At 34.5% G+C, this 21,930-nt stretch carries 19 protein-coding genes and 1 tRNA gene; 17 read left to right on the top strand and 3 right to left on the bottom strand.

The window, feature by feature from the left end; genetic code table 11:
- Nucleotides 1-182: 182 nt before the first annotated feature.
- The gene (locus tag SVZ03_04820) at nucleotides 183-1,409 is read right to left on the bottom strand and encodes an ATP-grasp domain-containing protein (protein ID MDY6933531.1); all 1,227 of its coding nucleotides are present in this window, start codon (nucleotides 1,407-1,409) and stop codon (nucleotides 183-185) included.
- Between the two features lie 396 nt (nucleotides 1,410-1,805).
- Here SVZ03_04820 and SVZ03_04815 point away from each other — a divergent pair, with 396 nt between their 5' ends.
- The 3 genes from SVZ03_04815 to SVZ03_04805 are packed head-to-tail and all read left to right on the top strand — an operon-like array spanning nucleotide 1,806 to nucleotide 5,877.
- Nucleotides 1,806-2,339 carry a UvrB/UvrC motif-containing protein gene (locus tag SVZ03_04815; protein ID MDY6933530.1) on the top strand — a complete coding sequence of 178 codons (534 nt, stop codon included), beginning with the start codon at nucleotides 1,806-1,808 and terminating at the stop codon, nucleotides 2,337-2,339.
- A gap of 4 nt (nucleotides 2,340-2,343) precedes the next feature.
- Nucleotides 2,344-3,384, top strand: coding sequence for an ATP--guanido phosphotransferase (locus SVZ03_04810; GenBank protein MDY6933529.1), 1,041 nt, complete (start codon nucleotides 2,344-2,346; stop codon nucleotides 3,382-3,384).
- 15 nt (nucleotides 3,385-3,399) lie between these two features.
- Nucleotides 3,400-5,877 carry an ATP-dependent Clp protease ATP-binding subunit gene (locus SVZ03_04805; protein MDY6933528.1) on the top strand — a complete coding sequence of 826 codons (2,478 nt, stop codon included), beginning with the start codon at nucleotides 3,400-3,402 and terminating at the stop codon, nucleotides 5,875-5,877.
- 94 nt (nucleotides 5,878-5,971) lie between these two features.
- Here SVZ03_04805 and SVZ03_04800 read toward each other — a convergent pair whose 3' ends face one another.
- Together SVZ03_04800 and SVZ03_04795 are read right to left on the bottom strand one after the other, a co-directional pair.
- Nucleotides 5,972-6,790 (bottom strand): PTS sugar transporter subunit IIA, encoded by an 819-nt coding sequence (locus tag SVZ03_04800; GenBank protein ID MDY6933527.1) that lies wholly within the window; start codon nucleotides 6,788-6,790, stop codon nucleotides 5,972-5,974.
- Nucleotides 6,791-6,800: 10 nt separating this feature from the next.
- Nucleotides 6,801-6,875 (bottom strand) — tRNA-Pro (locus SVZ03_04795).
- Nucleotides 6,876-7,169: 294 nt separating this feature from the next.
- Here SVZ03_04795 and SVZ03_04790 point away from each other — a divergent pair.
- The 14 genes from SVZ03_04790 to SVZ03_04725 all read left to right on the top strand — a co-directional run bounded on the left by SVZ03_04790 (nucleotide 7,170) and on the right by SVZ03_04725 (nucleotide 21,873).
- Nucleotides 7,170-8,138, top strand: coding sequence for a hypothetical protein (locus SVZ03_04790; GenBank protein MDY6933526.1), 969 nt, complete (start codon nucleotides 7,170-7,172; stop codon nucleotides 8,136-8,138).
- 105 nt (nucleotides 8,139-8,243) lie between these two features.
- Entirely contained in the window at nucleotides 8,244-9,170 is a 927-nt protein-coding gene (locus tag SVZ03_04785) for a bifunctional riboflavin kinase/FAD synthetase (GenBank protein ID MDY6933525.1), read from the top strand.
- A 101-nt stretch (nucleotides 9,171-9,271) separates the two neighbouring features.
- A complete protein-coding gene (locus SVZ03_04780; GenBank protein MDY6933524.1) occupies nucleotides 9,272-9,817 on the top strand; it encodes a methylated-DNA--[protein]-cysteine S-methyltransferase in 546 nt (181 codons plus the stop codon).
- The gene (locus SVZ03_04775; protein ID MDY6933523.1) at nucleotides 9,792-10,925 is read left to right on the top strand and encodes a glycosyltransferase; all 1,134 of its coding nucleotides are present in this window, start codon (nucleotides 9,792-9,794) and stop codon (nucleotides 10,923-10,925) included. Before SVZ03_04780 ends, SVZ03_04775 begins: the two co-directional genes overlap by 26 nt.
- 147 nt (nucleotides 10,926-11,072) lie before the next feature.
- The gene (locus SVZ03_04770; protein ID MDY6933522.1) at nucleotides 11,073-11,693 is read left to right on the top strand and encodes a DUF3786 domain-containing protein; all 621 of its coding nucleotides are present in this window, start codon (nucleotides 11,073-11,075) and stop codon (nucleotides 11,691-11,693) included.
- A 486-nt stretch (nucleotides 11,694-12,179) separates the two neighbouring features.
- Nucleotides 12,180-13,544 carry a TolC family protein gene (locus SVZ03_04765; GenBank protein MDY6933521.1) on the top strand — a complete coding sequence of 455 codons (1,365 nt, stop codon included), beginning with the start codon at nucleotides 12,180-12,182 and terminating at the stop codon, nucleotides 13,542-13,544.
- Nucleotides 13,532-14,671, top strand: a complete 1,140-nt coding sequence (locus tag SVZ03_04760; GenBank protein ID MDY6933520.1) for an efflux RND transporter periplasmic adaptor subunit — start codon at nucleotides 13,532-13,534, stop codon at nucleotides 14,669-14,671. The genes SVZ03_04765 and SVZ03_04760 overlap by 13 nt, the downstream gene beginning before the upstream one ends.
- Nucleotides 14,652-15,362 (top strand): ABC transporter ATP-binding protein, encoded by a 711-nt coding sequence (locus SVZ03_04755; GenBank protein ID MDY6933519.1) that lies wholly within the window; start codon nucleotides 14,652-14,654, stop codon nucleotides 15,360-15,362. The genes SVZ03_04760 and SVZ03_04755 overlap by 20 nt, the downstream gene beginning before the upstream one ends.
- Nucleotides 15,363-15,432: 70 nt before the next feature.
- Nucleotides 15,433-16,560 (top strand): ABC transporter permease, encoded by a 1,128-nt coding sequence (locus tag SVZ03_04750; GenBank protein MDY6933518.1) that lies wholly within the window; start codon nucleotides 15,433-15,435, stop codon nucleotides 16,558-16,560.
- A 400-nt stretch (nucleotides 16,561-16,960) separates the two neighbouring features.
- On the top strand, nucleotides 16,961-17,854 hold the full coding sequence (xerD, locus tag SVZ03_04745) for a site-specific tyrosine recombinase XerD (GenBank protein ID MDY6933517.1): 894 nt from the start codon (nucleotides 16,961-16,963) through the stop codon (nucleotides 17,852-17,854).
- A gap of 269 nt (nucleotides 17,855-18,123) precedes the next feature.
- The gene (locus SVZ03_04740) at nucleotides 18,124-19,227 is read left to right on the top strand and encodes a SpoIID/LytB domain-containing protein (protein MDY6933516.1); all 1,104 of its coding nucleotides are present in this window, start codon (nucleotides 18,124-18,126) and stop codon (nucleotides 19,225-19,227) included.
- A complete protein-coding gene (gene queA / locus SVZ03_04735; protein MDY6933515.1) occupies nucleotides 19,214-20,254 on the top strand; it encodes a tRNA preQ1(34) S-adenosylmethionine ribosyltransferase-isomerase QueA in 1,041 nt (346 codons plus the stop codon). Before SVZ03_04740 ends, queA begins: the two co-directional genes overlap by 14 nt.
- A gap of 95 nt (nucleotides 20,255-20,349) precedes the next feature.
- Nucleotides 20,350-21,159 (top strand): Nif3-like dinuclear metal center hexameric protein, encoded by an 810-nt coding sequence (locus SVZ03_04730; protein ID MDY6933514.1) that lies wholly within the window; start codon nucleotides 20,350-20,352, stop codon nucleotides 21,157-21,159.
- 27 nt (nucleotides 21,160-21,186) lie between these two features.
- Nucleotides 21,187-21,873, top strand: coding sequence for a C4-type zinc ribbon domain-containing protein (locus SVZ03_04725; protein ID MDY6933513.1), 687 nt, complete (start codon nucleotides 21,187-21,189; stop codon nucleotides 21,871-21,873).
- Nucleotides 21,874-21,930: the final 57 nt, after the last annotated feature.

Genomic DNA, 21,930 nt, shown 5'->3' with positions numbered 1-21,930 from the left:
AATGTTTATTCTATAAATTCAGATTGTCAATGGATAATTGCTGGTTCTTATGTGTTATATTGATTAAATTGAAGGATATTAGAAATGTATGCTAAGAGTGCATTAAAATGCACATATGGTGTGAGGATTGAGAATTATAAAATCTTCTTAAGATGAAATATTTATAAATGAATTAACTTCAACTAATTAACCATTATTTCTATATTCATGGAGGTCTCAGCCTTTTTTGCTGTTTCAATTGTTTTTCCTTTCATTTTTCCTTTTGCTATTATTACGCCAATCCTATCATGATTAGTCATAGGGTCTTTTATCTTAGATCCAATTTCAGAAAACATTCTGGAATAGAGGATATCTGGTTGTTTTATGGGTTGATCTGAATCAAACGAGGAAAGGATGCCCTTTTGTCCTGTAATATATTTCACAACAATCGTATCCTTGCCATTTGTCTTCTTCGGTGGTTTGAAATCATTGCTAATAGTAGCCTTAATAGCCTCTCGAATAAAGTTGTAACCTGTTCTTGATGGTATGAGAATTTCAGGCAAGAATTCACCTCCAAATTCAGGGACAGCCTCAATAACATTAATGCTTTCTTCTTTGGTTATTATAAGTTCCATAATCAAGGGAGATGTGGATATTTCGAAAGCATCCGAAACCTTTTGACCGATATTGATAATTTTATCCCATAAATTCATATATTTTGAGGGTGAAATATGCATAATATCCACAAAGAAGGGTGGCGGTGTTTTTATTTTATCAATGATATCAATTAAGTGATACTTTTTATTATGTACTATTCCCACTGCAATAATCTCATCACCCTCAATATATTTTTCAATCATATATTCCAGATGCCTATTGGATGGCGCTTTTTGTAGATATCTTGATAGGTCTGAAGTATTCTCCAATAATTCAACATCCATCTTGGCATGTCCGATTATGGGTTTTATTACCAAGGGAAACTCTTTCTTTTTTATTTTTGATGGATAATCCTTTTGATGAAATACCCTAAAATCTGATGATTTGATATCATTTTGTGTAAAGATAGTCTTCATCCTTTTCTTGTCTATAAAATCGTCAATCCTGTTATAGGGAATCAGTGGAATGTTGAGGTTGTTTGATATAAAACAGGTAGTTTTTATGGCAGGCCCGAAAGATTTCGATAATACTGCTTTGATTTGACCATCAACTAATAATTCATGTAGCTTTTGTAGTATATCCTCGTGATTATCGATGGATTCCAATATTTTTAAATCGCATTTAGGTATTCCAACCGCGCTGATATTCTTATCAACACCAATAACCTTAAAGCCTAATCTCCTAGCCTCGTCTATTATAGGTATTTGATTAAAACCTGCGCCAATGGACACAAAAAAATCATGTTGTTGATATTTTTTCTTTGTTATGAACATCTCATCTATTTAAATATCGTCATGTGAATCATAATTAATATAAAAATTGAGTAATCACTCACTGAATAGTATGAAGGGGCAAGGAACTATTAGCCCACTGCTTTGTGTATATATATTTTAGGACAGGCTGTGGTACTATTTCTTAATAATAGTGTCCCATAATAACGTGTACTGTTGAGTAAATACGATTGATGTTTAATTAGTATAGACAAAGATGTTAGTACTGTAAAATATTTTTTTGAAAAATATTGTTTACAATATTGTTTTTTTTTTTATACTGAAATCAGTGGTAATATTAGTTGTTAATATTAATATAACCGTTTTTTTAAATTTTTTATTGTACATTTTTTTATTCATTGCTTTTAGAAGATAGATAAGCTAATTTTTGAGGATTTTATGATTTGTGAGAGATGCGGACAGAGTGAGGCTACGATTCATCTCACTGAAATAGTGAAGGATATCAAATCGGAAGTTCATTTATGTGAAGAATGTGCTAGAATGAATGGATTAAATACTGAATTATCAAATTTTTCTATTTCTCTACCTGAGATGCTCTCCTTTCTTGAAGTTGGGGATTGTGATGATGCATTAGAGACTTACAAATGTGTTAAATGCAATTTATCATATCTCGAGTACAAGAAAAAAGGAAAGCTCGGGTGCCCAGATTGTTATAAATATCTGTGGTCAGCTTTAGAACCTGTGATCTCTAGTTATCATTGTGATAAGAAGCATATTGGAAAGTTCCCTCTATATTGTATTGATAATGGCAATAGTGATGAGGTTTTAGATGATATAACATCAAAGAAGTTATTAGAAGATACTGGGATTTCAGAGTTAGCGAGAAAGCTTGAGATAGCTGTTCTAGAAGAGAGATATGAGGATGCAGCACAGTATCGAGATAAAATAAAAGAGATTGAGAGCGTTAAGTAATTAAATGTTTGAGAAGCTGTTGGAAAAGAGAGGATTTTGGTCTAAGGTTGGCCCTTGCTCAGATGTTGTTTTATCAACCAGGGTAAGACTTGGAAGAAATTTGTCTGATGTTCGTTTCCCACACAGGCAAGATGAAGATGATTTAAATTATATTAGATTTCTTACAGAAGAGTTTGTATACAAATCTGATTTTAATAATTGTGTTACATTATGTGATTTGAAGGATATATCACTCAATGATAGAAGATTTTTGAGAGAACGCAATATCATAACACATGAGATGGAAACCTCGGAAAACAGTTATGTAATAATTGAGAACGATGAGAATTTTTATATAATGGTTAATGAAGAAGACCACTTTAGAATCCAGGTTATTAAGCCAGGATTTCAGATAATGGAAACTTATCGATTGGCGGATAGGGTTGATGATGAATTGAATAAATTTGTAACCTATGCCTATTCAGACGAATTCGGATATCTAACCGTCTGCCCATCAAACTTGGGCACTGGCCTTAGAATATCAACTATGCTGCATTTGCCAGCACTGTCCTTAACAGGGGCTATACCAGAAGTCGTTAAAAATGTTCGAGATGCTGGAGCCAAAATAAAAGGGACGCTAGGGGAGGGGAGTAAAACCTTTGGAAGCATGTATCAGCTATTTAATCGTGTTTCCTTGGGTTTGTCTGAAGTAGATATACTTGAAGAGATCGATGAAGTAACTAGCAGAGTGGTTGATATGGAAAGTGTTGCAAGGGATAATTATTTTTCTGAGGAGGCTGTACAACTAGAGGATACTGTATGGAGATCTATGGGAATATTGAGATATAGCAGGCATATTGGTTATACTGAAGCAATGGACCATCTATCAAACATCCGATTGGGAATAATATTGTCCATATTGAAGAATATTGAGCTACAGGAGATAAATGATTTGATGGTTAATATTCAATGGTCTCATCTTCAAAAAATAGCAAATATGGTATTTAATGATTCATACGAATGTGATAACTTTAGGGCAAACTATTTAAGAATGCAGTTAGATTAGGTTGAGGTGGTATTCATGTATAATTTTACAAAAAGGTCGAGGAAAGTATTAGAGGTGTTTGCTCAAGCTGAGGGGAGAAGATTAAATTCTGACTCTATTGGACCTGAACATATAGTATTGGCTCTTTTAAAAGATGAAGATTCTATTGCAGCAAGAGTGTTAAAGAACCTGGGAGTGAATTTCGAATTGTTGAATAAGAATATTGAACAGGTTGTTAGGGGATCAGGGACAACTCTAGTGTTGGGTAATATTCCTAAAAATATGAGATATAATAAAATAATTGATATTGCCAAGGAAGAGGCAAAAAAACTCAAGAGCAACTATTTAGGCACGGAGCATCTTCTGCTCGCAATCTTTAAGGAGGGCACATGTATTGGGATTGATAGCCTATTACGTGTAGGAGTGGATTACAATATTATCAGGGGAGAGATACAAAAGATATTGGGGATACAGACTGGAATTCCAAATATTAAGGTTACAGAGAAGAGTAAAACCCCAATACTTGATGAGTTTGCTCAAGACTTAACGCGTATGGCTATTAATGATGAACTGGATCCCATTATTGGGAGAGACATGGAGATAGATAGGGTAATTCGAATACTCACAAGGAAAACAAAGAATAATCCTATTCTTATTGGAGAGGCTGGTGTTGGCAAGACTGCGATTGTCGAAGGATTAGCTCAGAGGATAGTAAACAAACAGGTTCCTGAATTACTTCAGGAGATGAAGGTGCTAACACTTGATATGCCAGCTATAGTTGCTGGAACAAAATTTAGGGGAGAGTTTGAAGAGCGTCTGAAAAAGGTGATGAAGGAGATAAAGGAATCTGGGAATGTGATTATCTTTATTGATGAGTTGCATACTCTTATAGGAGCTGGTGCGGCTGAGGGAGCGATTGATGCAGCTAATATATTAAAACCCCCTTTATCAAGAGGCGAACTTCAATGTATTGGAGCAACAACATTAAGCGAGTATAAAATGTATGTTGAGAAGGACGCTGCTTTGGAGAGAAGATTTCAATCTGTTCTGGTTGAAGAACCAAATGTTGAGGAGACCATTGTGATACTTCAGGGTTTGAAAGAGCGATACGAAGCTCACCATAAGGTGAAATATACTGAGGATTCTTTAACCAAGGCGGTTGCATATTCATATCGTTATATCCATGATAGATTTCTTCCTGATAAGGCAATCGATATTATTGATGAGGCTGGATCAAAAGCAAGGTTGGAGAATTGCAGCAAACCTTCTGATATAGTTAATTTAGAAGAGGAAATTATTGAGTTAGATTCTCAAAAAAATGATTTGGTAAGAAGTCAAGAGTATGAACAGGCTGCTGCTATTAGAGATATCATCAAAGATAAGAAGATAATATTATCGAACAAGATTCAGGATTGGCAACAAAAGATAAATGATTATGAAATCATAGTCGATGCTGAGGAAATAGCCATTATTGTGGCACAGAAGAAGGGTATCCCAATAGAAAGGCTCAAGGAATCAGAAAAGCAGAGGCTATTAAGAATGGAAGATGAGTTGCATAAGAGAATTATTGGTCAAGATGCCGCAATAAGCGTTATTAGTAAGGCTATTAGGAGATCGAGAATAGGCTTGAGAAACGCAAATGGGCCAATCGGTTCATTTATATTTTTAGGCCCCACTGGTGTTGGTAAAAGTGAACTGGCAAAGGTTTTATCTGAATTCCTCTTTGAGGATGAGGAATCTCTAATCAGACTTGACATGTCGGAATACATGGAAAAGCACTCAGTTTCAAGATTAATTGGCGCTCCGCCTGGTTATGTCGGATATGAAGAGGGTGGTTCCTTAACAGAAAAAATCAAGAGAAAACCTTATTCAGTTATACTCTTTGATGAAATTGAGAAGGCTCATGCGGATATATTTAATATATTTTTACAGATACTGGAAGAGGGAGAACTTACGGACAGTTTCGGCAATACTATCAGTTTTAGAGATACTATTATAATTATGACCTCAAACATTGGGAGTAGGGAAAATCAGACTACTGCTAGGATGGGATTTGAATCAACTGCCAACCTCAGCAATGATGAAAGGGATCGTGTATATGATGAGTTGAAGAGGGTCTTTAGCCCTGAATTCATTAATAGAATTGGAGATATAGTATACTTTCATAGGCTAGAGAAGAAGCAGGTAAGAGAGATTTTAGATATTATGCTTGATGAGTTAAATGAAAGATTGGAAGAAAGAGGGATTGAATTGCAATTTTCAAGAAGCCTTAAATCCTATATCGCTAATAAGGGATTTGATGAGAAGTATGGCGCTAGATATTTAAAAAGGACAATACAGAGTGAAATTGAAGATCCTTTGGCTTATGAATTAATTGAGGGGAGATATACAAATTGTTCAAAAATATGTGTTGGACTTAGAGGAAAATCCGTTTATTTTAAGGCTATTGAGAAGGATAATGATGATCCACATCTAAGCGAAAATTATGCAAAAGTAAAGGCTGAGGTATCATAATCTCCATCCTAAAGAGGATTGATCCACCTGCATCAGATACATGATAAATAGATAACGCCGTATTTCAAATGTAAGAGTTACAACATAGAAGGATTTACAAAATTATAAGAAATCTCCCGCAATGGGTACAGACTGATATCCCCTTTTGATCCTTAATCTGATTAATATAGATCGAGGGTATTTCGAGATGACATCCTGTACAGCTATTTTTCTCAACTATGGCAAAGGGATTCTGGCATTTCTTTCTCATCTTTTCATAATAGGTTAATGATCTATTATCAATCAATTTCCTGATTTGTTCAATCTTTGTAACTATTGATTCCGAAGTATTTCCCTCATCATAGATAATATTGAGTCTATCAAGTCGTATTAAAAGATCCAAATCTGAAGAGGGGATGCCAATATATTCTTCGCTTATGTTATTTGAGCTAACATCTTTGTTGATAACTCCCTCAAAGTAAAGGGTAAATTCCCTGGACAGGATTGAATAAAACTCTTCTGGAGTTTCCGCCTTATTCATTGCCAATCTCTTATCCTCGTTTGAGAAAATTCTAGCCATCATCCCCACCAAATAGAGGTATTTTGTGCTCATCTCAGTTGGGAAGATACTCAATAATAGGTATTTTACGGGAATATTGTCATAGGATTGGTAATCTATTCCATCTTTAGAAAATCCAAAGATGGAAACAAGATTTGATAGAGAATCTGTTCTTGCATGGGGAATTGCTAATCCCATTCCTATACCGGTATTTTCTAATGATTCACGGTGAATAACCTGAGTGTAAAATCTGTTGCTGTTATCAATCATTCCAAGGGTTTCGAGATAGATGAGTAACTCTCTTATTACAGGTTGCTTCTCTTTGTTCTCTACTAGTACTATTTGATTTTTATTGATGAAGTTGTGTAATTCCATAATTAGTATGTCGGGGCGAGAGGATTTGAACCTCCGACCCCATGACCCCCAGTCATGTGCGCTAACCGGACTGCGCCACGCCCCGAAGCTTGCCATCTATTCTAGATATTTTATGAATATAAGTTTATTTAGAGCATCTCTGGTGTAAAGAATAATTTTTTTGGTTTAGAAAAATTGTAACCTTTTATATATTATTAAAAATAATAGGGATATCCATCAAAAGAGATAAAACCGAATATTTGCATCTCCATATCATTTTTTAGAGAATAGATATGGAAGAAACTCTGTCATTCATTATACTAAATTACTTGAAATGTTTAATTAAATATTGTTATTATGTGAATAACAGAATTAGTTTATTAAAATTTGGGGGAGAATTATGAAAGATATTTCTTTTTTAAATTCATCTGAATTTAATATTGATAGGCTATTAAATCTTAAGGGCAATAGAAGGATTTTTGCTGTATTCTCCACCTTTGGTGAGAGGGAGGCACAATTAGTATACGATAAGATTAGTCTATTATATTCTGAGGCTAATAATTTTATAGATAAGATCTTTCTTTCCCATCGAAGAGTGACAAGTGATAAAATTGAACAAACAGAGATAAATGCCAAAAGAGCGCATCCAGATGTGGAGGTATTGATCTGTAATTCAATGTCAGTGCCAGATATGGGCGATGAGAGAGGCAAGGGTGCAGACATGAGGAGGTTATTATATTATGTAAACAGAATCTATAGGGGTTCTACTGCTGAAAATGAAATAATTATTGTATTTCTTGACGCTGATGTTGAATCCAGATATTTTGGGACTCATTTTGTTTTAGGACTTGCCGGTGCAATAATCGAAGGATTTGATTTTGCCAAAGCAAGTTTCTGGAGAGCCATGGGTAGAGTGAAAAAGTATGTGGCTCAACCACTATTTTCCCTTATAGAACATCCGAAGTTGAAAATGCTTACTAAATTTGCATATCCTCTATCTGGAGAGGTTGCTGGAACGCTTGATTTTTTTAATTCTGTAGACTTCTGGCAGATGTATGGTATTGAGACTGGAATGATTATAGATGCTTGCTTTAAGGACTATAGAGTAGCGGATGTTAATCTCGGATTATATGATCATGAGCATCAGTCAGAAATAGATATTCAAAAGATGTCCTTTGGAATAATGAGAACCTTCCTGATGCAACTCTTAAAACATGATATCATTGGACTAAAGGATGGTGCAAAAATCGGGAATATTTTTGAATTATCCTATATAAATGAAAATGCTAAAAGGAGTTCTAATGTATTTGAACTCAACGAATTGAGGTATACACCCCTAAAAATTTTATTTGACTCCGGTAAAATGTAACCGGGAGAATGCTAAATAATATTCATTATCAGGATAATCAATCTGATATAAAAATGATGAAATATTATTATTGACGGATTATCAGTTGTAATTAGATTACGTCAAATGAGAATTTTCAGAAAAATCCCAGAAGCAGATGACATTTTTAAAAGCTCCGTTATTACAATTGGAAGCTTTGACGGTGTTCACACTGGACATAGAAAAATATTTTCAGTGTTGTCAGATATTGCTAAAAGGGAGGCCGGGGAAGCAATTGTAATTACCTTTGATGTTCATCCTAGGAAGGTATTAACTCCACATACTCCACCAAGGATACTCACTAGTGAGGCTGAAAAGGTGAACGCCATTGCTGATACAGGGATTGAGAATATTATCCTCCTCTCTTTTACCTCAAAATTGGGTAATATGAGTGCTGAGGATTTTATCACAGAGATAATAAAGAAAATTAACATAATTGAAATCGTTGCTGGTTATGATCATGCCTTTGGAAAAAACCGTGAAGGGGATATAGATTTTTTAAAAGGATTCTGCATTTCAAGGGGAATTAAAATTTCACGAGTGGAGCCGGAAAAATACTGTCATAAACCTATTTCATCAACATGGATAAGGAGTGAGATTGAGGCCGGCAATATCTCGCTATCAAACCTTCTCCTTGGAAGACAATACACCCTATTGGGAAATGTTGTGAGAGGAAAGGAAAGGGGAAGGCAACTCGGATTCCCTACTGCAAATATATTACCTGAAGATCCTGATAAGGTTATCCCCAAAGATGGAGTTTATGCTGTCACTGTTGTAGTTGATGGAAGATTGGAGATGCAGGGGATGCTTAATATAGGCACAAATCCGACCTTTGCCAATATTGAAAGGACGATTGAGGTAAATATTTTTGAATTTAACGAAGATCTCTATGGGCTAGATATTGAGTTGAGATTTCATGAGAGAATTCGAGACGAAATGAGATTCGATTCAATCAATGAGTTGGTTGAACAATTAAAGAAGGATAAGATTACGGCAACCAAGTTATTGAATTGATTATTTGAATCATTCTTCTATAGGCGATATATTATTATCACTCCTAAATGACAGTAGTCAAGTCAACTCTCCCCCAAATTAACGCTTAATGATGTTATGTAATGAATAAGAGATATTTAATAGAAAGTACAAAATCCCTTAAAGATATTTCTTGTTATATATATCCATTTCCAACTGGCAGACTTTATCTTTTTGGTGATAATGACTATCTAAGGCTTGTGCTTTGGGGAAATGAAATTCTGAAGGGAGATCATACAGATGAGATATTTAATAATCATATTACGAGAGAGATAGGGATCGCAATCGAATTTATAGATAGGTTTCTCCTTGGGGAGAATGGCTCTCTACCTAATCTTGATTTGAATTCTTTTACTGACAGGGAAAAATTTATTTACCAGGAACTTATGAAAGTATCTTTTGGTGAAACAATAAGTTATGGAAGGCTATCCATGATGGCGGGGGGTAGGAATGCCGCAAGGTTTGTCGGGAACACAATGGCAAAGAATCATTTCCCAATATTTATCCCATGTCACAGGGTTATAAAGGCAGATGGAACTATAGGCAATTATTCTTCAGGAAGATGGGTTAAGCTATTTTTGCTTGAACATGAGCGAGTGATTTGTGAGAAAAGAAAAGCGAATGGGTAAATTGAAGGAGATTTCTATTCTACACATCAACACTGCAAAGGATTGGAGGGGTGGAGAGAAACAGACATATTATCTTGCATCGCACCTACACAAAAGAGGATACAGAAGTCATTGCATATGTCAAAGGGATTCTATTTTATATCAGAAGCTTGTTAGCGATAGTATTCCGTCTTTTTCTGTACGAATGAGGTCAGAATTTGATGTCTATGCAGCTTTACAGATCGCGAAAATAGCAAGGGAACTTAATGTTAAGATTCTCCATATGCATACAGCTCATGCACATTCCCTTGGTCTCATTAGCAATCTATTCTATAGAATTCCTGTAAACATTGTCTCACGAAGGGTGGACTATAGAGTAGGGAGTAACTTTTTAAGCAGATATAAGTATAACTATCCTGAAACCTATATTGCTGTCTCCAATGCAGTAAGAGATATTTTAATTGAAGATGGAATACCTAGTGAGAAGGTGATTGCCGTTCATTCGGGTGTCGATTTTAATACCTATAAAAACATTGAGACTGATTATCTGTTTGATGAGTATAATGAAATTTGTAATCTAAGTGATAGAATTCGTATTATTAATGTCGCAGCCCTTACACCTCAGAAGGATCACGAGACTCTAATAAGGGCAATGAGTACTGTGGTGAAATATAATAATAATTTTTTGTTATTCATCCTCGGGGAGGGCAAGTTAAAATATAGACTATCAGGGTTAAGAGATAAGTTGGGACTTCGAGATTATATAATCTTTACTGGATATAGAGATGATGTGATCAATTTTATTAAGTTTTCTGATATATTTGTTTTATCTTCTAAGTGGGAGGGTCTCGGTACCTCAATAATTGACGCCATGGCGTTGCAAAAGCCTGTAATAGCCACTTCGACTGGTGGTATACCTGAGTTAATTGAGAGTGGTTCGAGTGGAATGCTGGTTGGCAAAGAAGATCCTGAAGAACTTGCACATGTTATCATTCATTTGGCAGGTAATAGAGACATACAAAAAAAAATGGCTGAGAACGCCTATATAAGGGCATTGGATTTTTCAATAAATAATACAATAGAAAAGACATTAGGGGTTTACAATCGCATGGCAGGTGAATTGATTTAAACCTAATTCCCTTAGGGAAGGGGGATAAAGAAGATCACATGAGAATTCAAGCTTTTCGTCAAGGGAGTCTATTGAGATATACTCATTGGCTTTGACCAGAATTGATAATAGGATATGGGTTTTAATATACTTGAAGGACATACTAGTATGGGACATGAACATTTGCCTGATCACTTTATTATAGATGATAATCTATGGAATGAGCTGAAGAATTCACAGCACCAAATTATTTGTCATAATTGTGAAATATCTTATTGCTTAAAGGGGCGGTTTTACACAATCCCTGTGCTGAATGAGAATTACGGAGTATATCCCTGGGAAGAGAAGGTTTATAGATTATCAGATAAGATGATAGAAGTAACTCGCCAGGAGATAGAGCTTTCCCTTTTTTTGCTCCACTACCTGCTTGGAACAACGGATATTCAGCTTACGGGTGAGATGGTTTCCGGAAAAGACCTGAAAGGCGGGGAGATGTTTTTCCGCGGACCTCATACCCTTCCGGTGAGAAAGATAATAGAAAAGTATGGGAAAGATCCGGCTGGTTTGATTCAGGCAGGTGAGAATCTTGGGGGAGAGCGCCTTGATTTAGGAGATGCATCAATAGGATTAAGGATTGCCCCAAAAATTCCGATTACCTATATCCTTTGGGCTGAGGATGACGAGTTCTCAGCTAATGTCAACATCCTTTTCGATCCCACCATCCAAAATTTTCTTCCTCTCGACATTATATTTGGAATCACAGTATTTGTTTATAACCGCCTTGTATAATATTCATATAACTATATATCTTGTGTTGAGTGTTGCTATCATTAATGTCATAAATTTTTCTCCTTTTGAACTAAACAGATATCAAGTAAGGGATGTTATTCAATACAAATTGAAGACTTATATCAATATATGATTGACACCATTATGTAAAAAATGACTAAATGAGGTCAATTAAGGATAAACATATAGAAATAATTAATCACTTTTATTTTAAGAATCAACGCGAATATAAGAATGATGTTCTTCTCATCGTAATGAGGATTTGAACATTAATTCAGAATTTCAGTTTATAGTGATATTCAAATCCTTTATTATATAATTGATTACTTCTTTATGCTATATGATATTCTATTATTATAAATGATGAATATCTATGCTCTTAATTCAATTTCATGAATCAATAAGGAGTAAGTAATTTATAATCTAATAATACTTTTTCAACCATATTATTGTTAATGAAGTTGATATTAGGAAAATCGTATGTTTATGAAAATTTTTTTATTTGGACTAAGTGTATATATAATTTTTACTCTATCCCTCTATCCATATATTAAAGAGGTCACACTGAACGAGTGTATTGAAATTGCATTACAGAACCATCCGGAACTAAAGGCGGCTGAGGAGGATGAGAGAAAGGCAAAAGCTAATTATAAAATAGCTCAATCTAAGAATAAATTGTTGGTTAACGGAGAGATTAAAACGATTGAATTTTTTGAGAAAGAGGAGGATGCTTCTGGAAGCGATACAGTTCTAGATATTACTGGTATAGATTCAGATATCGGCCTCTTTGCCGGACCCACTTTAACATATAATCTTATAGACCCACAAAGAGTTGGAATAGAGAATTCAACGAGGTTATCGATAGATCTGTTAAAGATGAATAGTGTCAAAGTAAAGAAGACCATAATATGTAATGTTAAAAGGAGTTACTACGGGTATCTTTTTGCTAAAGAGAATAGTGAATTGATGGGGAAATTGGTAGATAAATTCAAGAAAAAGCTTCAGATGGCAAAAGCCCTTTTTAAGAGAGGCCAAAGGCCGATTCTTGATGTAAGCAAGTCAGAGGTAGACCTCGCTGATGCGAAGCTTGAATATGAGAAGGCTAAAAACAGCGAGAATATGATGAAAATAGATCTTTTAGTCTCTATGGGAATTATAAATGATAATATTGAATTCTCCCCTAGTAGTGTAGATGAATTGCCCCAATTAAGATTCTCTCTTCAGGAATTAAACAAATTAGCTGTGGATTATTATCCTGAAATTCAGATTGCTAGATATATAAAGGAGATCAATAAGTTAAATATATCAGCCGCAAAATCTGCCCGCTACCCAATAGTCAATCTGATTTCATCCATTGGTTTTTTTAATAGAAATATAGTTAACAATGACACTGTAGATGATTGGAAAGAAATAGAAGAAAATTTGAAGAGCGATAATTGGGAAGGCAGACTACAGATTGGGATAACCGCTTCAGTACCTCTATATTCAGGTGGAGCCATACAGGCGAATGTTGACTCCTCTATAGCAGAATATAATAAATCAATATACATTGAACGAAATATATTAATAAAAATGCGAGCAATGATCAGAAATTATTTTCATTCCATGAATGAGTTGGTCAAGCAGATGGAGATTTCTAAGCTAATTGAGGATAACGCAAGAAAACACTTGATGTTAGCCCAGAAGAGTTACAAAAATGGTATAGGTTTTCAACTTGATATTCAGGATGCTGAGATGGCAGTTTTGAAGGCTGAGTTGAGCTTTATAAAGGCAAGATATGATTACCTCATCATGCTTGCAAATCTTTCAAATGTTGTTGGTTTAGGTGAAGAATATTTATGTATAAAATAAAATCGAAGAATATAATAGTAATAGCTATTATTCTATGTTCAATAGGATTAATATTTTTTCTTATCAGGGGGTGCAGCAGGGGTGTAAATTATGAATATATATATGAGAAGGCGGCTCGTGGGGAGGTGAAAAAGACAATATCAGTAACAGGTAGACTTGAGGTCTTGGATTCTCATATTGTTTTGAGTAAGATCAGCGGAATTGTAAAAAAGGTGTATCTGGATTTCAATCAAAAGGTCAAAAAGAATCAGTTACTAGCGACATTAGACTCAACAGAAATTGATCAGAAGATCACAAAGGTAGAATCGTTGTTGGATAGAGACGCTTTAGATCTTCTAGCAGCAAAGAGGGATCTTGAGGGGAAAAGGGATCTATTTAAGGATAACCTTATCTCTAAAAGGGAGATGGAGATGGCAGAGTTGAAGTATAAGAAGATTACTTCTCAGTTAAAACAGACGAGAATTGATTATGAAATTATATTAAAAAAGAAGAGCTATACAAGGATTACATCTCCATGTAATGGGATAGTAATATCAAGGGAGATCAATTCAAATAATCCTGTGAGCCTAAACAAGGTACTCTTTGTTATTGCAGAAGACTTGAAAAGGATGCGGTTGATCATACAAGTAGATGAGTCAGATATTGGTTATATTAAAAAAGGGCAGAGTGTTATTTTTTCAGTTAGTGCCTTTCCTGAGAAGGTTTTTCAGGGTAAGATAAGTCAGGTGAGATTGAATCCTATAATTACTGGACAGATCGTATCCTATCAGTCACTGGTTACTTGTGATAACAATGAGCTTTTGTTAAAACCTGGTATGACCGCTACTGCGACAGTGGTAGTCTCAACCAAAAAGGATGTTTTAAGATTACCCAATGAGGCCTTTATTGTTTCGCCCATCGAAATACAGAGCGAAACTGGTAAAAGGTATGTTTGGAGGAAGCAAAATTTTTCTATCGGAGAATTACCTGTTGTAAGGATAGAGGTTAAAATAGGATTATTTGGTGATTATTTCACTGAGGTTCTAGCTGATGATATAAGTGTGGGGGATGAAATTCTTGTTGGAATACACAAAAAATTAGATACTTCAGAAGATATGGATTTGTTCCATGGAAAAAAGAATTATTGAAATAGATAAATTGATTAAGATATACAGAATCAGCGATGAGGTTAGTGTAAAGGCATTAAACGGGATATCCCTTCAAATGGAAAGGAGTGATTTTATTGCGGTTATGGGCGCATCGGGATCTGGAAAATCTACATTTATGAATATCTTGGGGCTATTAGATACCCCTTCATCTGGTAAGTATATGCTTGATGGAATAGATGTCATGACATTGAGTGATGATGAAATGGCTAATATTAGAAATAGAAAGATTGGATTCGTATTTCAGGGATTCAATCTATTATCCAGAGCTTCTGCGTTAGAGAATGTGGAGATGCCATTATTATATAGAGGGGTTGCCATTTCTAGGGAGATGAAAAATAAAGCAAAAGAATTATTGGCGCTTGTAGGCCTTGCAGAAAGAGAACATCATCATCCCAATAAGCTATCAGGGGGTGAGCAACAGAGGGTTGCTATTGCTAGGGCTTTGATCAATAACCCAACAATAATCCTTGCAGATGAACCAACCGGAAATCTTGATACAAAAAATACTGAAGAGATAATGAATCTCTTTACGATGTTAAACAAGGAGATGCAGATAACAATAATATTGGTTACTCATGAAACAGATGTAGCAAGATATGCAAATAGGAAGTTAGTCTTCAAGGATGGCAAAATAGTACAGAATAGACAGATCAGAAGAAAAGCAGGGTAATGTAATAGAAAATACTATGAATGTCAGGAATGTTTTTATTACAGCCATTAGGTCTCTTAGCAGAAATAAGATGAGATCATCCCTCACCAGTATAGGTATAATAATTGGCGTATCATCTGTAATAATAATGATAGGTGTTGGCAACAGCGCTAGAATTGCAGTTCGACAAAAAATCTATACCTATGGCGCCAATGCTTTATCAGTCTATAAATCCTTTAAACCCCTTACTAAGAGGGATGTTGAGAATATTAGAAGGATGTTCCCTCAAGTGAAGTATATTACTCCATTGATATATAAATCATACACTCCAGTTAAGTTTAGAAATAAATTTATGTTGAGCAGGGTACATGGAGTTAATAATGATTTTTTTAAGATTAAGGATTGGCAACTGCAATATGGCAGGTATTTTTCTGATCTTGATATCTCATCTACAGATAAGGTGGTTGTAATAGGGAATACTGTTAGAATAGAGTTTTTCGGTTATACAAATCCAGTTGGGAAGGTAATAATAATCCAAAATGTTCCATTTAAGGTAATTGGATCACTGATTGAGACTGGGCAATCCTTTTCCGGTAGAGACTTTGATAATCTGCTGGTAATGCCATATACTACTGCTGAAATAAAGATAACAGGTGCTAAAAAGTATGATCAGATAAATGTAGCAACCTATTCATCAGAGATGGTTGAGGAAATAGCTGATTCCTTAAGAGATTATTTCAGGAGGAGGCATTCCATTCCTCCAGGTCAGCCTGATGATTTTAGAATAGAAACCAGTAAGGAAAAATTGAAAATAGCAGAGTACATATCTGGCTCGCTTTCAATATTATTGGCTTTTATCGCCTCTATCTCTCTATTCGTGGGTGGTGTCGGAATTATGAATATTATGTTGGTATCTGTCAGTGAGCGAACAAGGGAGATCGGCATACGAATGGCAATAGGTGCTAAAAAGAGGGATATATTAACACAATTCTTAATAGAGTCAATTACCCTTAGCTCTGCTGGTGGGGTTAGTGGAATTATATTAGGATTATTTGTATATTACCTCATTGTATATTTTGTTGATTGGCCATTTCTATTTTCCTTTACTTCCGTTTTTATTTCCTTCTTTTTCGCTTGTGCTGTGGGTATTTTCTTTGGTTATTATCCAGCTTATAAAGCAGCAAATTTAAGTCCTATTGAGGCACTCAGGTATGAATAGTATTGCAGAATGTCATTGTTTCAGTTTTTAATCCGCTCTAGTAATAATATATAGATGAACTAGTGCAAATCCTCATATGAATTTACAATCATTTACCTACCTATGTATAATTGAGAATAATCATTTCGATATCTTTACTAATTTTTTTATTTTAATCAATACGTAAATGGAAAAAATTTCTTACTACTATTAAGACATAATCCATTTATTTCCGATAAATTAAACAACTTAAGATGGTTTACTTAACTGCAATGGTTAATAATATTCCTATCGTAGCAAAATATTGTAATTAAATAGTAACCTGGTAATCCAATTATATACTTATTTGAGTGCTGATTATAACATTAAAGAGTGTAATTAATTAGAAGAGGATAGAAAAATATGTTATAGGAGAACTCAATTGAAGGATATCAAAGAAATAACCAGGTTTAAAAGATTTTTACAGATAGAAAAGGGATTATCACAAAATTCCATATATTCATATACCTATGATATTAAAAAATTTGATGATTTTCTATCTAAAAAAAACAAGGATATTTTATCAGCCACTCGCGAAGATGTTAAACAGTTTTTAATTTTTGAAAAAAATAAAAAAAATAATTCCTCAAGAACCCTTGCCCGATCTCTTGTAGCTATAAGACAGTTCTATGATTTTATTTCAGCAACCACTGGAGATATTGAAAACCCTACCAATAAAATTGAAAATCCTCAGGTAGAAAAAAAGCTACCAGATTTCCTGACTGTAAAGGAGATTGAAAAGCTCTTCAACTCTATCTCAACTGATAATTATTATGAACTAAGGGATAAAGCATTATTTGAACTCCTTTATTCCTGTGGATTAAGGATATCGGAAGCAGTTGAATTGCTCTTTGCTAATATTGATTTTGAGCATAAATTTATTAGGGCTAAGGGGAAAGGGAATAAGGAGAGATTAGTACCCATGGGCGATAGGGCAGTAAACATATTGAAAAAATACATTGAAAAATCAAGACCAATAATATTGGGGGATCGAACCAGTGAGTATCTCTTTGTTAGTAAAAAGGGATCCATGCTAAATAGAAAGTCTGTTTGGAGATTGCTTAAAGGTTATGTTACTAAGGCTAATATTAAAAAAAATATAACACCTCATACCCTTAGACATTCCTTTGCAACACATCTAATTGAGAATGGAGCTGATCTCCGATCTGTGCAGGAATTACTTGGTCATATGGATATATCAACAACACAGATATATACTCATCTTGCGAGGAAGAAGCTGAAGGAAATACATAAAAAATATCATCCTAAAGGGTGAATCAGTGTATCGAACAATATTATTATATAAATGAAGTGATTTTGGTACTAAAGGAGTTTTAATTTGAGGTTAATAAATTAATTTAAAATATAACATAAAATCATTTTACCTCCATCCTCAATTGCATGCTAATTGGTATAAGAATCCCTAGGGAAATCCCTATTGAATCCTACTTATATAATAAAAACTGAGATTTTATTACATTGAAATATCAATTAATACTACATTACAATAATAGATATTTAGCAATATTATTCATTATCACTATAATGATAACCTCTTGTGCCCCGTCAAAAGAATTCTTATTAAAAAGAAGCAGCAGCATTGGTATTGAAAATGGATATATAAGGGTATTGATTAAGAAGATGGATTCAAGAGTCATGTTGTTTTCTAAATCAAGGATGAAGATTACAGAAATTGATAATAGAGAAATAAAATATAATTGCAAGGGTAGGAAGATATATTTTTATCCTGAAAAACTTAAAAAATCGATATTGATTGAATCATGGGGGTCGCCAATATGCGTGGATGGAAAGTATTATAGGGGGGCAATAAAACTATATAATGTTCTTGGAAAAATATATGTAATTAATGTTGTAAGCATGTCAGAATACCTATATAGTGTAGTTCCCAGTGAGATATCGAGTTCATGGGATATTGAAGCAATTAAAGCTCAGGCTGTTGCTGCAAGGACATATGCCTTTTATCATTTTATGAAGAGAAGATCTATGTATGATTTAGACGCTACCATCAATTTTCAGGCTTATAAAGGCATTTCAGTTGAATCAGGAATAACAAAAAGGGCAGTTGATGAAACCTGTGGAAAGATAGTTATTTTTAATAATAAACCTATACTTGCTTTTTTCCATTCAACCTGCGGCGGTAAGACCAGCGATGATAAATATGTATGGAATGGCGATGATAAGATTTATTTATGTGAAGTGGGTTGTGATTATTGTAAGGACTCCCCGCATTATCAATGGAAGGATAAGATAACGCTTTATGAGATAAGACAATTATTAAAAAAGAGATATGGGGCGGTTGGAATAATATCGGATATAGTTTTTAGAAAGAAGAGTGGTAGGATCTGTTCAGTAATAATAAGACATAAAAATGGGAATGTGAGGATGACTGGAAATGATTTTCGATTGCTCTTTTCACAGCAAAGAGTAAAGAGCCTCTTTTTTTCAGCAACAAAGGTAAGGGATGGACTCATCCTTCATGGTCATGGCTGGGGTCATGGAGTGGGGATGTGCCAGTGGGGTGCAAAGGGTATGGCTGAGAAAGGAGCGGGTTATAAAGTAATACTTAAGCACTATTATAGGGGGACAAGAATAATCGATACCCTAAGAACAAGATATGCTAGGCGATAAAACCTATACTTTAAATGATTTCAATTTTCAACTTCCATCGGAGCTAATAGCACAATATCCATCTGATAAGAGGGAGGAATGCAGACTCTTTGTCTTGGATAGAGATTCTGGCAGATATCATCATAGGGTCTTTCATGAAATAGAGGACTTTTTAGTGAAGGGTGACGTGCTTGTTTTGAATGATGCAAGGGTTATCCCTGCTCGCATTCTGGTTACCAAGGAAAGCGGGGGGGTAGTTGAAACTATTTTAGTGAATCATCTATTCAATAACAGATGGCTTGTGTTGTGCAATAGAACGAAGAGACTCAAGATCAATAAATTTTTAACTTCAGTTGCTGATCCTTCAGTAAAATTCAAGGTTCTAAGAAGGGTTGAGGATTATATTGAAGTAGAAACTAATGTTGAACTGAATGAGGTTGTATTGAATAGAATTGGAGAAATCCCCTTGCCACCCTATATCAGGAGAGATGTTAATGAGTATGATAAAGAGCGGTATCAGACAGTTTACTCTAATAGGGTAGGGGCCGTGGCATCTCCAACCGCAGGTTTGCATTTTACTAAAGAGTTGATGAAGAGACTAATTGCCATGGGAGTTATCATTATCTATATAACACTATATGTTTCGTGGGGTACTTTCCAACCTGTGCGAGAGAATGATTTAACAAGGCATAAGATGTATAGCGAGAGGTTTTATATACCTGAGGAATCGATTAAGGAGATCAATAGGGCTAGAAGCGAAGGAAGGAGGATTGTTGCAGTGGGGACCACCTCCCTTAGAACCCTTGAAAGCACATTTGATAATAGTCTCAATTCATCAGTTTCTGGTGAAACAGATATTTTTATCTATCCTCCCTATAAAATCAGATCTATCGATGCCTTGATAACTAATTTTCACACCCCAAATTCAACACTTCTAATGCTAGTGTCTGCATTTGCTGGCTATGAAAGAATTATGGATGCTTATAAAGAGGCGATTGATATAAGATACAGGTTCTTTTCATATGGTGATGCTATGTTGATTCTATGATCTATCTCACCTATTATCATTTATCGATTATAGACTGCATCGAGTTTCAACAAGCTATAGGGATGTTTATAAACACATAATATTGTGATAGTAGTATGAGAGTAAAAGATTTGATTAAAGCATTGAATGAGAGATTTCCATTGCATCTACAGGAGGCCTATGACAATGCTGGAGAACAGATATCATTTAGGAATAACATTGTAGATGGTATCTTGATATCTTTGGATCTGAATGAGGAAGTGATCAAAGAAGCAATAGAAATGGGATGTTGTATAATTGTTACTCACCATCCCTTTTTCTTTAAACCCCTCAGAAGGATTACAAGCGGAGAACCAAAGTCAGAGATGTTGATAAAATTAATTGTAAGGGGGATAAGTCTTTATTCAGCTCATACAAATCTTGATAAAATTTATTATGATAAATTAGCAGATGTTCTTGGCGTATACAATAGGAGATTATTGATTAAAACAGATATTTCTAATGATTCAATGGATTATGGATTTGGCATATATGGAGAATTGAATAGGGTTATAACCATGGAGCATCTTTTGAATATTGTAAAGGATAGGTTGAAACTGAAATATCTGATCTATTCTGGTGACAAGCATAAGAGCATAAGCAGGCTAGCCTTAATCAATGGGGCTGGTGGTGGGATGATTGAGAAGATATTGGCAGAATATAATCTAGACTGCATAATCACTGGCGATGTAGGATATCATCCTGGGAAGATCGCTCAAGATTATGATGTATCAATAATAGATGCAGGGCATTATGGCACAGAGCGAATATTATTAGATTTTTTAAAGTTGGAAATCCAAGACTGCTTGACAAAAATCGGTGCAGGTAGTGACATAAGAATATATATTTCAGAGAAGGAAGAGAGTCCATTCAAGATTCTAACCTAAATTCTAATGAATAAAGATATAAATATAATGATTGAGTTACAAAAATTCTGGGATAATATTATTGTGAGTGAGGAGGAAATTGAGAGAAGCAACAAATCTATATCGATTTGGAATCAAAAGGTTGAGGAGAAGAAGAAGGGAAGGGTAGATCTTTCAAGTGAAATCAAAAATATTAAAATGACCATTAATCAAAAGGAGATCGAGTTAACTGAAAAGGAAGAGAAGTCTTTAAAATTAGAAGATAGAAGAAATATTCTAAAAACCGAAAAAGAGCTACAAGCGCTTGAAAGTGAACTTAAAAAGATACTTACACAAAAAAACTCGCTGGAAGAGGAATTAATTGAATTATTCGATAAAAATGATGATATGGAATCCGAGTTAAGTGTAATGAATTCTGAGTTAGAAGAATCGATAAGCAGAGCAGATAAGGATATTGAAAATCTAAAAAATGGAATTGATAGATATAGTGAATCAATAGAAGAGAATAAAAAAAAATTTGAAGAATTAGTAACACAATTATCTGTGGATGTTAAATCCAGGTTTATAAAGCTGATTAAGTCCTCAAATAACAAAGCTATTGTATCTCTTGAAGAGGAAACATGTGAAGGATGTAATTTTAAGATTCCTTTTCATATAGTGATGGAGGTCTTAAAGGGAGACCAAGTCATTACATGTACAAATTGTGGTAAATTTATATATAGAAAGTCTTCATAGGGTATTATGCGTCCTGTTCCTTTTGTATCGCATAGCCTATTATCTCTGTTAAGGATT

This window comes from Spirochaetota bacterium, assembly GCA_034190085.1.
In the GTDB taxonomy this organism is placed as follows: domain Bacteria; phylum Spirochaetota; class UBA4802; order UBA4802; family JAFGDQ01; genus JAXHTS01.
This window is presented reverse-complemented; position numbering and strand designations above follow the sequence as displayed.

Excerpts from the sequence above, each read along its gene's own strand:
- SVZ03_04820 (MDY6933531.1), bottom strand. The coding sequence starts at position 1,409 with ATGTTCATAACAAAGAAAAAATATCAACAACATGATTTTTTTGTGTCC.
- SVZ03_04815 (MDY6933530.1), top strand. The coding sequence starts at position 1,806 with ATGATTTGTGAGAGATGCGGACAGAGTGAGGCTACGATTCATCTCACT.
- SVZ03_04810 (MDY6933529.1), top strand. The coding sequence starts at position 2,344 with ATGTTTGAGAAGCTGTTGGAAAAGAGAGGATTTTGGTCTAAGGTTGGC.
- SVZ03_04805 (MDY6933528.1), top strand. The coding sequence starts at position 3,400 with ATGTATAATTTTACAAAAAGGTCGAGGAAAGTATTAGAGGTGTTTGCT.
- SVZ03_04800 (MDY6933527.1), bottom strand. The coding sequence starts at position 6,790 with ATGGAATTACACAACTTCATCAATAAAAATCAAATAGTACTAGTAGAG.
- SVZ03_04790 (MDY6933526.1), top strand. The coding sequence starts at position 7,170 with ATGAAAGATATTTCTTTTTTAAATTCATCTGAATTTAATATTGATAGG.
- SVZ03_04785 (MDY6933525.1), top strand. The coding sequence starts at position 8,244 with ATGAGAATTTTCAGAAAAATCCCAGAAGCAGATGACATTTTTAAAAGC.
- SVZ03_04780 (MDY6933524.1), top strand. The coding sequence starts at position 9,272 with ATGAATAAGAGATATTTAATAGAAAGTACAAAATCCCTTAAAGATATT.
- SVZ03_04770 (MDY6933522.1), top strand. The coding sequence starts at position 11,073 with ATGGGACATGAACATTTGCCTGATCACTTTATTATAGATGATAATCTA.
- SVZ03_04765 (MDY6933521.1), top strand. The coding sequence starts at position 12,180 with ATGAAAATTTTTTTATTTGGACTAAGTGTATATATAATTTTTACTCTA.
- SVZ03_04760 (MDY6933520.1), top strand. The coding sequence starts at position 13,532 with ATGTATAAAATAAAATCGAAGAATATAATAGTAATAGCTATTATTCTA.
- SVZ03_04755 (MDY6933519.1), top strand. The coding sequence starts at position 14,652 with ATGGAAAAAAGAATTATTGAAATAGATAAATTGATTAAGATATACAGA.
- SVZ03_04750 (MDY6933518.1), top strand. The coding sequence starts at position 15,433 with ATGAGATCATCCCTCACCAGTATAGGTATAATAATTGGCGTATCATCT.
- SVZ03_04740 (MDY6933516.1), top strand. The coding sequence starts at position 18,124 with ATGATAACCTCTTGTGCCCCGTCAAAAGAATTCTTATTAAAAAGAAGC.
- queA (MDY6933515.1), top strand. The coding sequence starts at position 19,214 with ATGCTAGGCGATAAAACCTATACTTTAAATGATTTCAATTTTCAACTT.
- SVZ03_04730 (MDY6933514.1), top strand. The coding sequence starts at position 20,350 with ATGAGAGTAAAAGATTTGATTAAAGCATTGAATGAGAGATTTCCATTG.
- SVZ03_04725 (MDY6933513.1), top strand. The coding sequence starts at position 21,187 with ATGATTGAGTTACAAAAATTCTGGGATAATATTATTGTGAGTGAGGAG.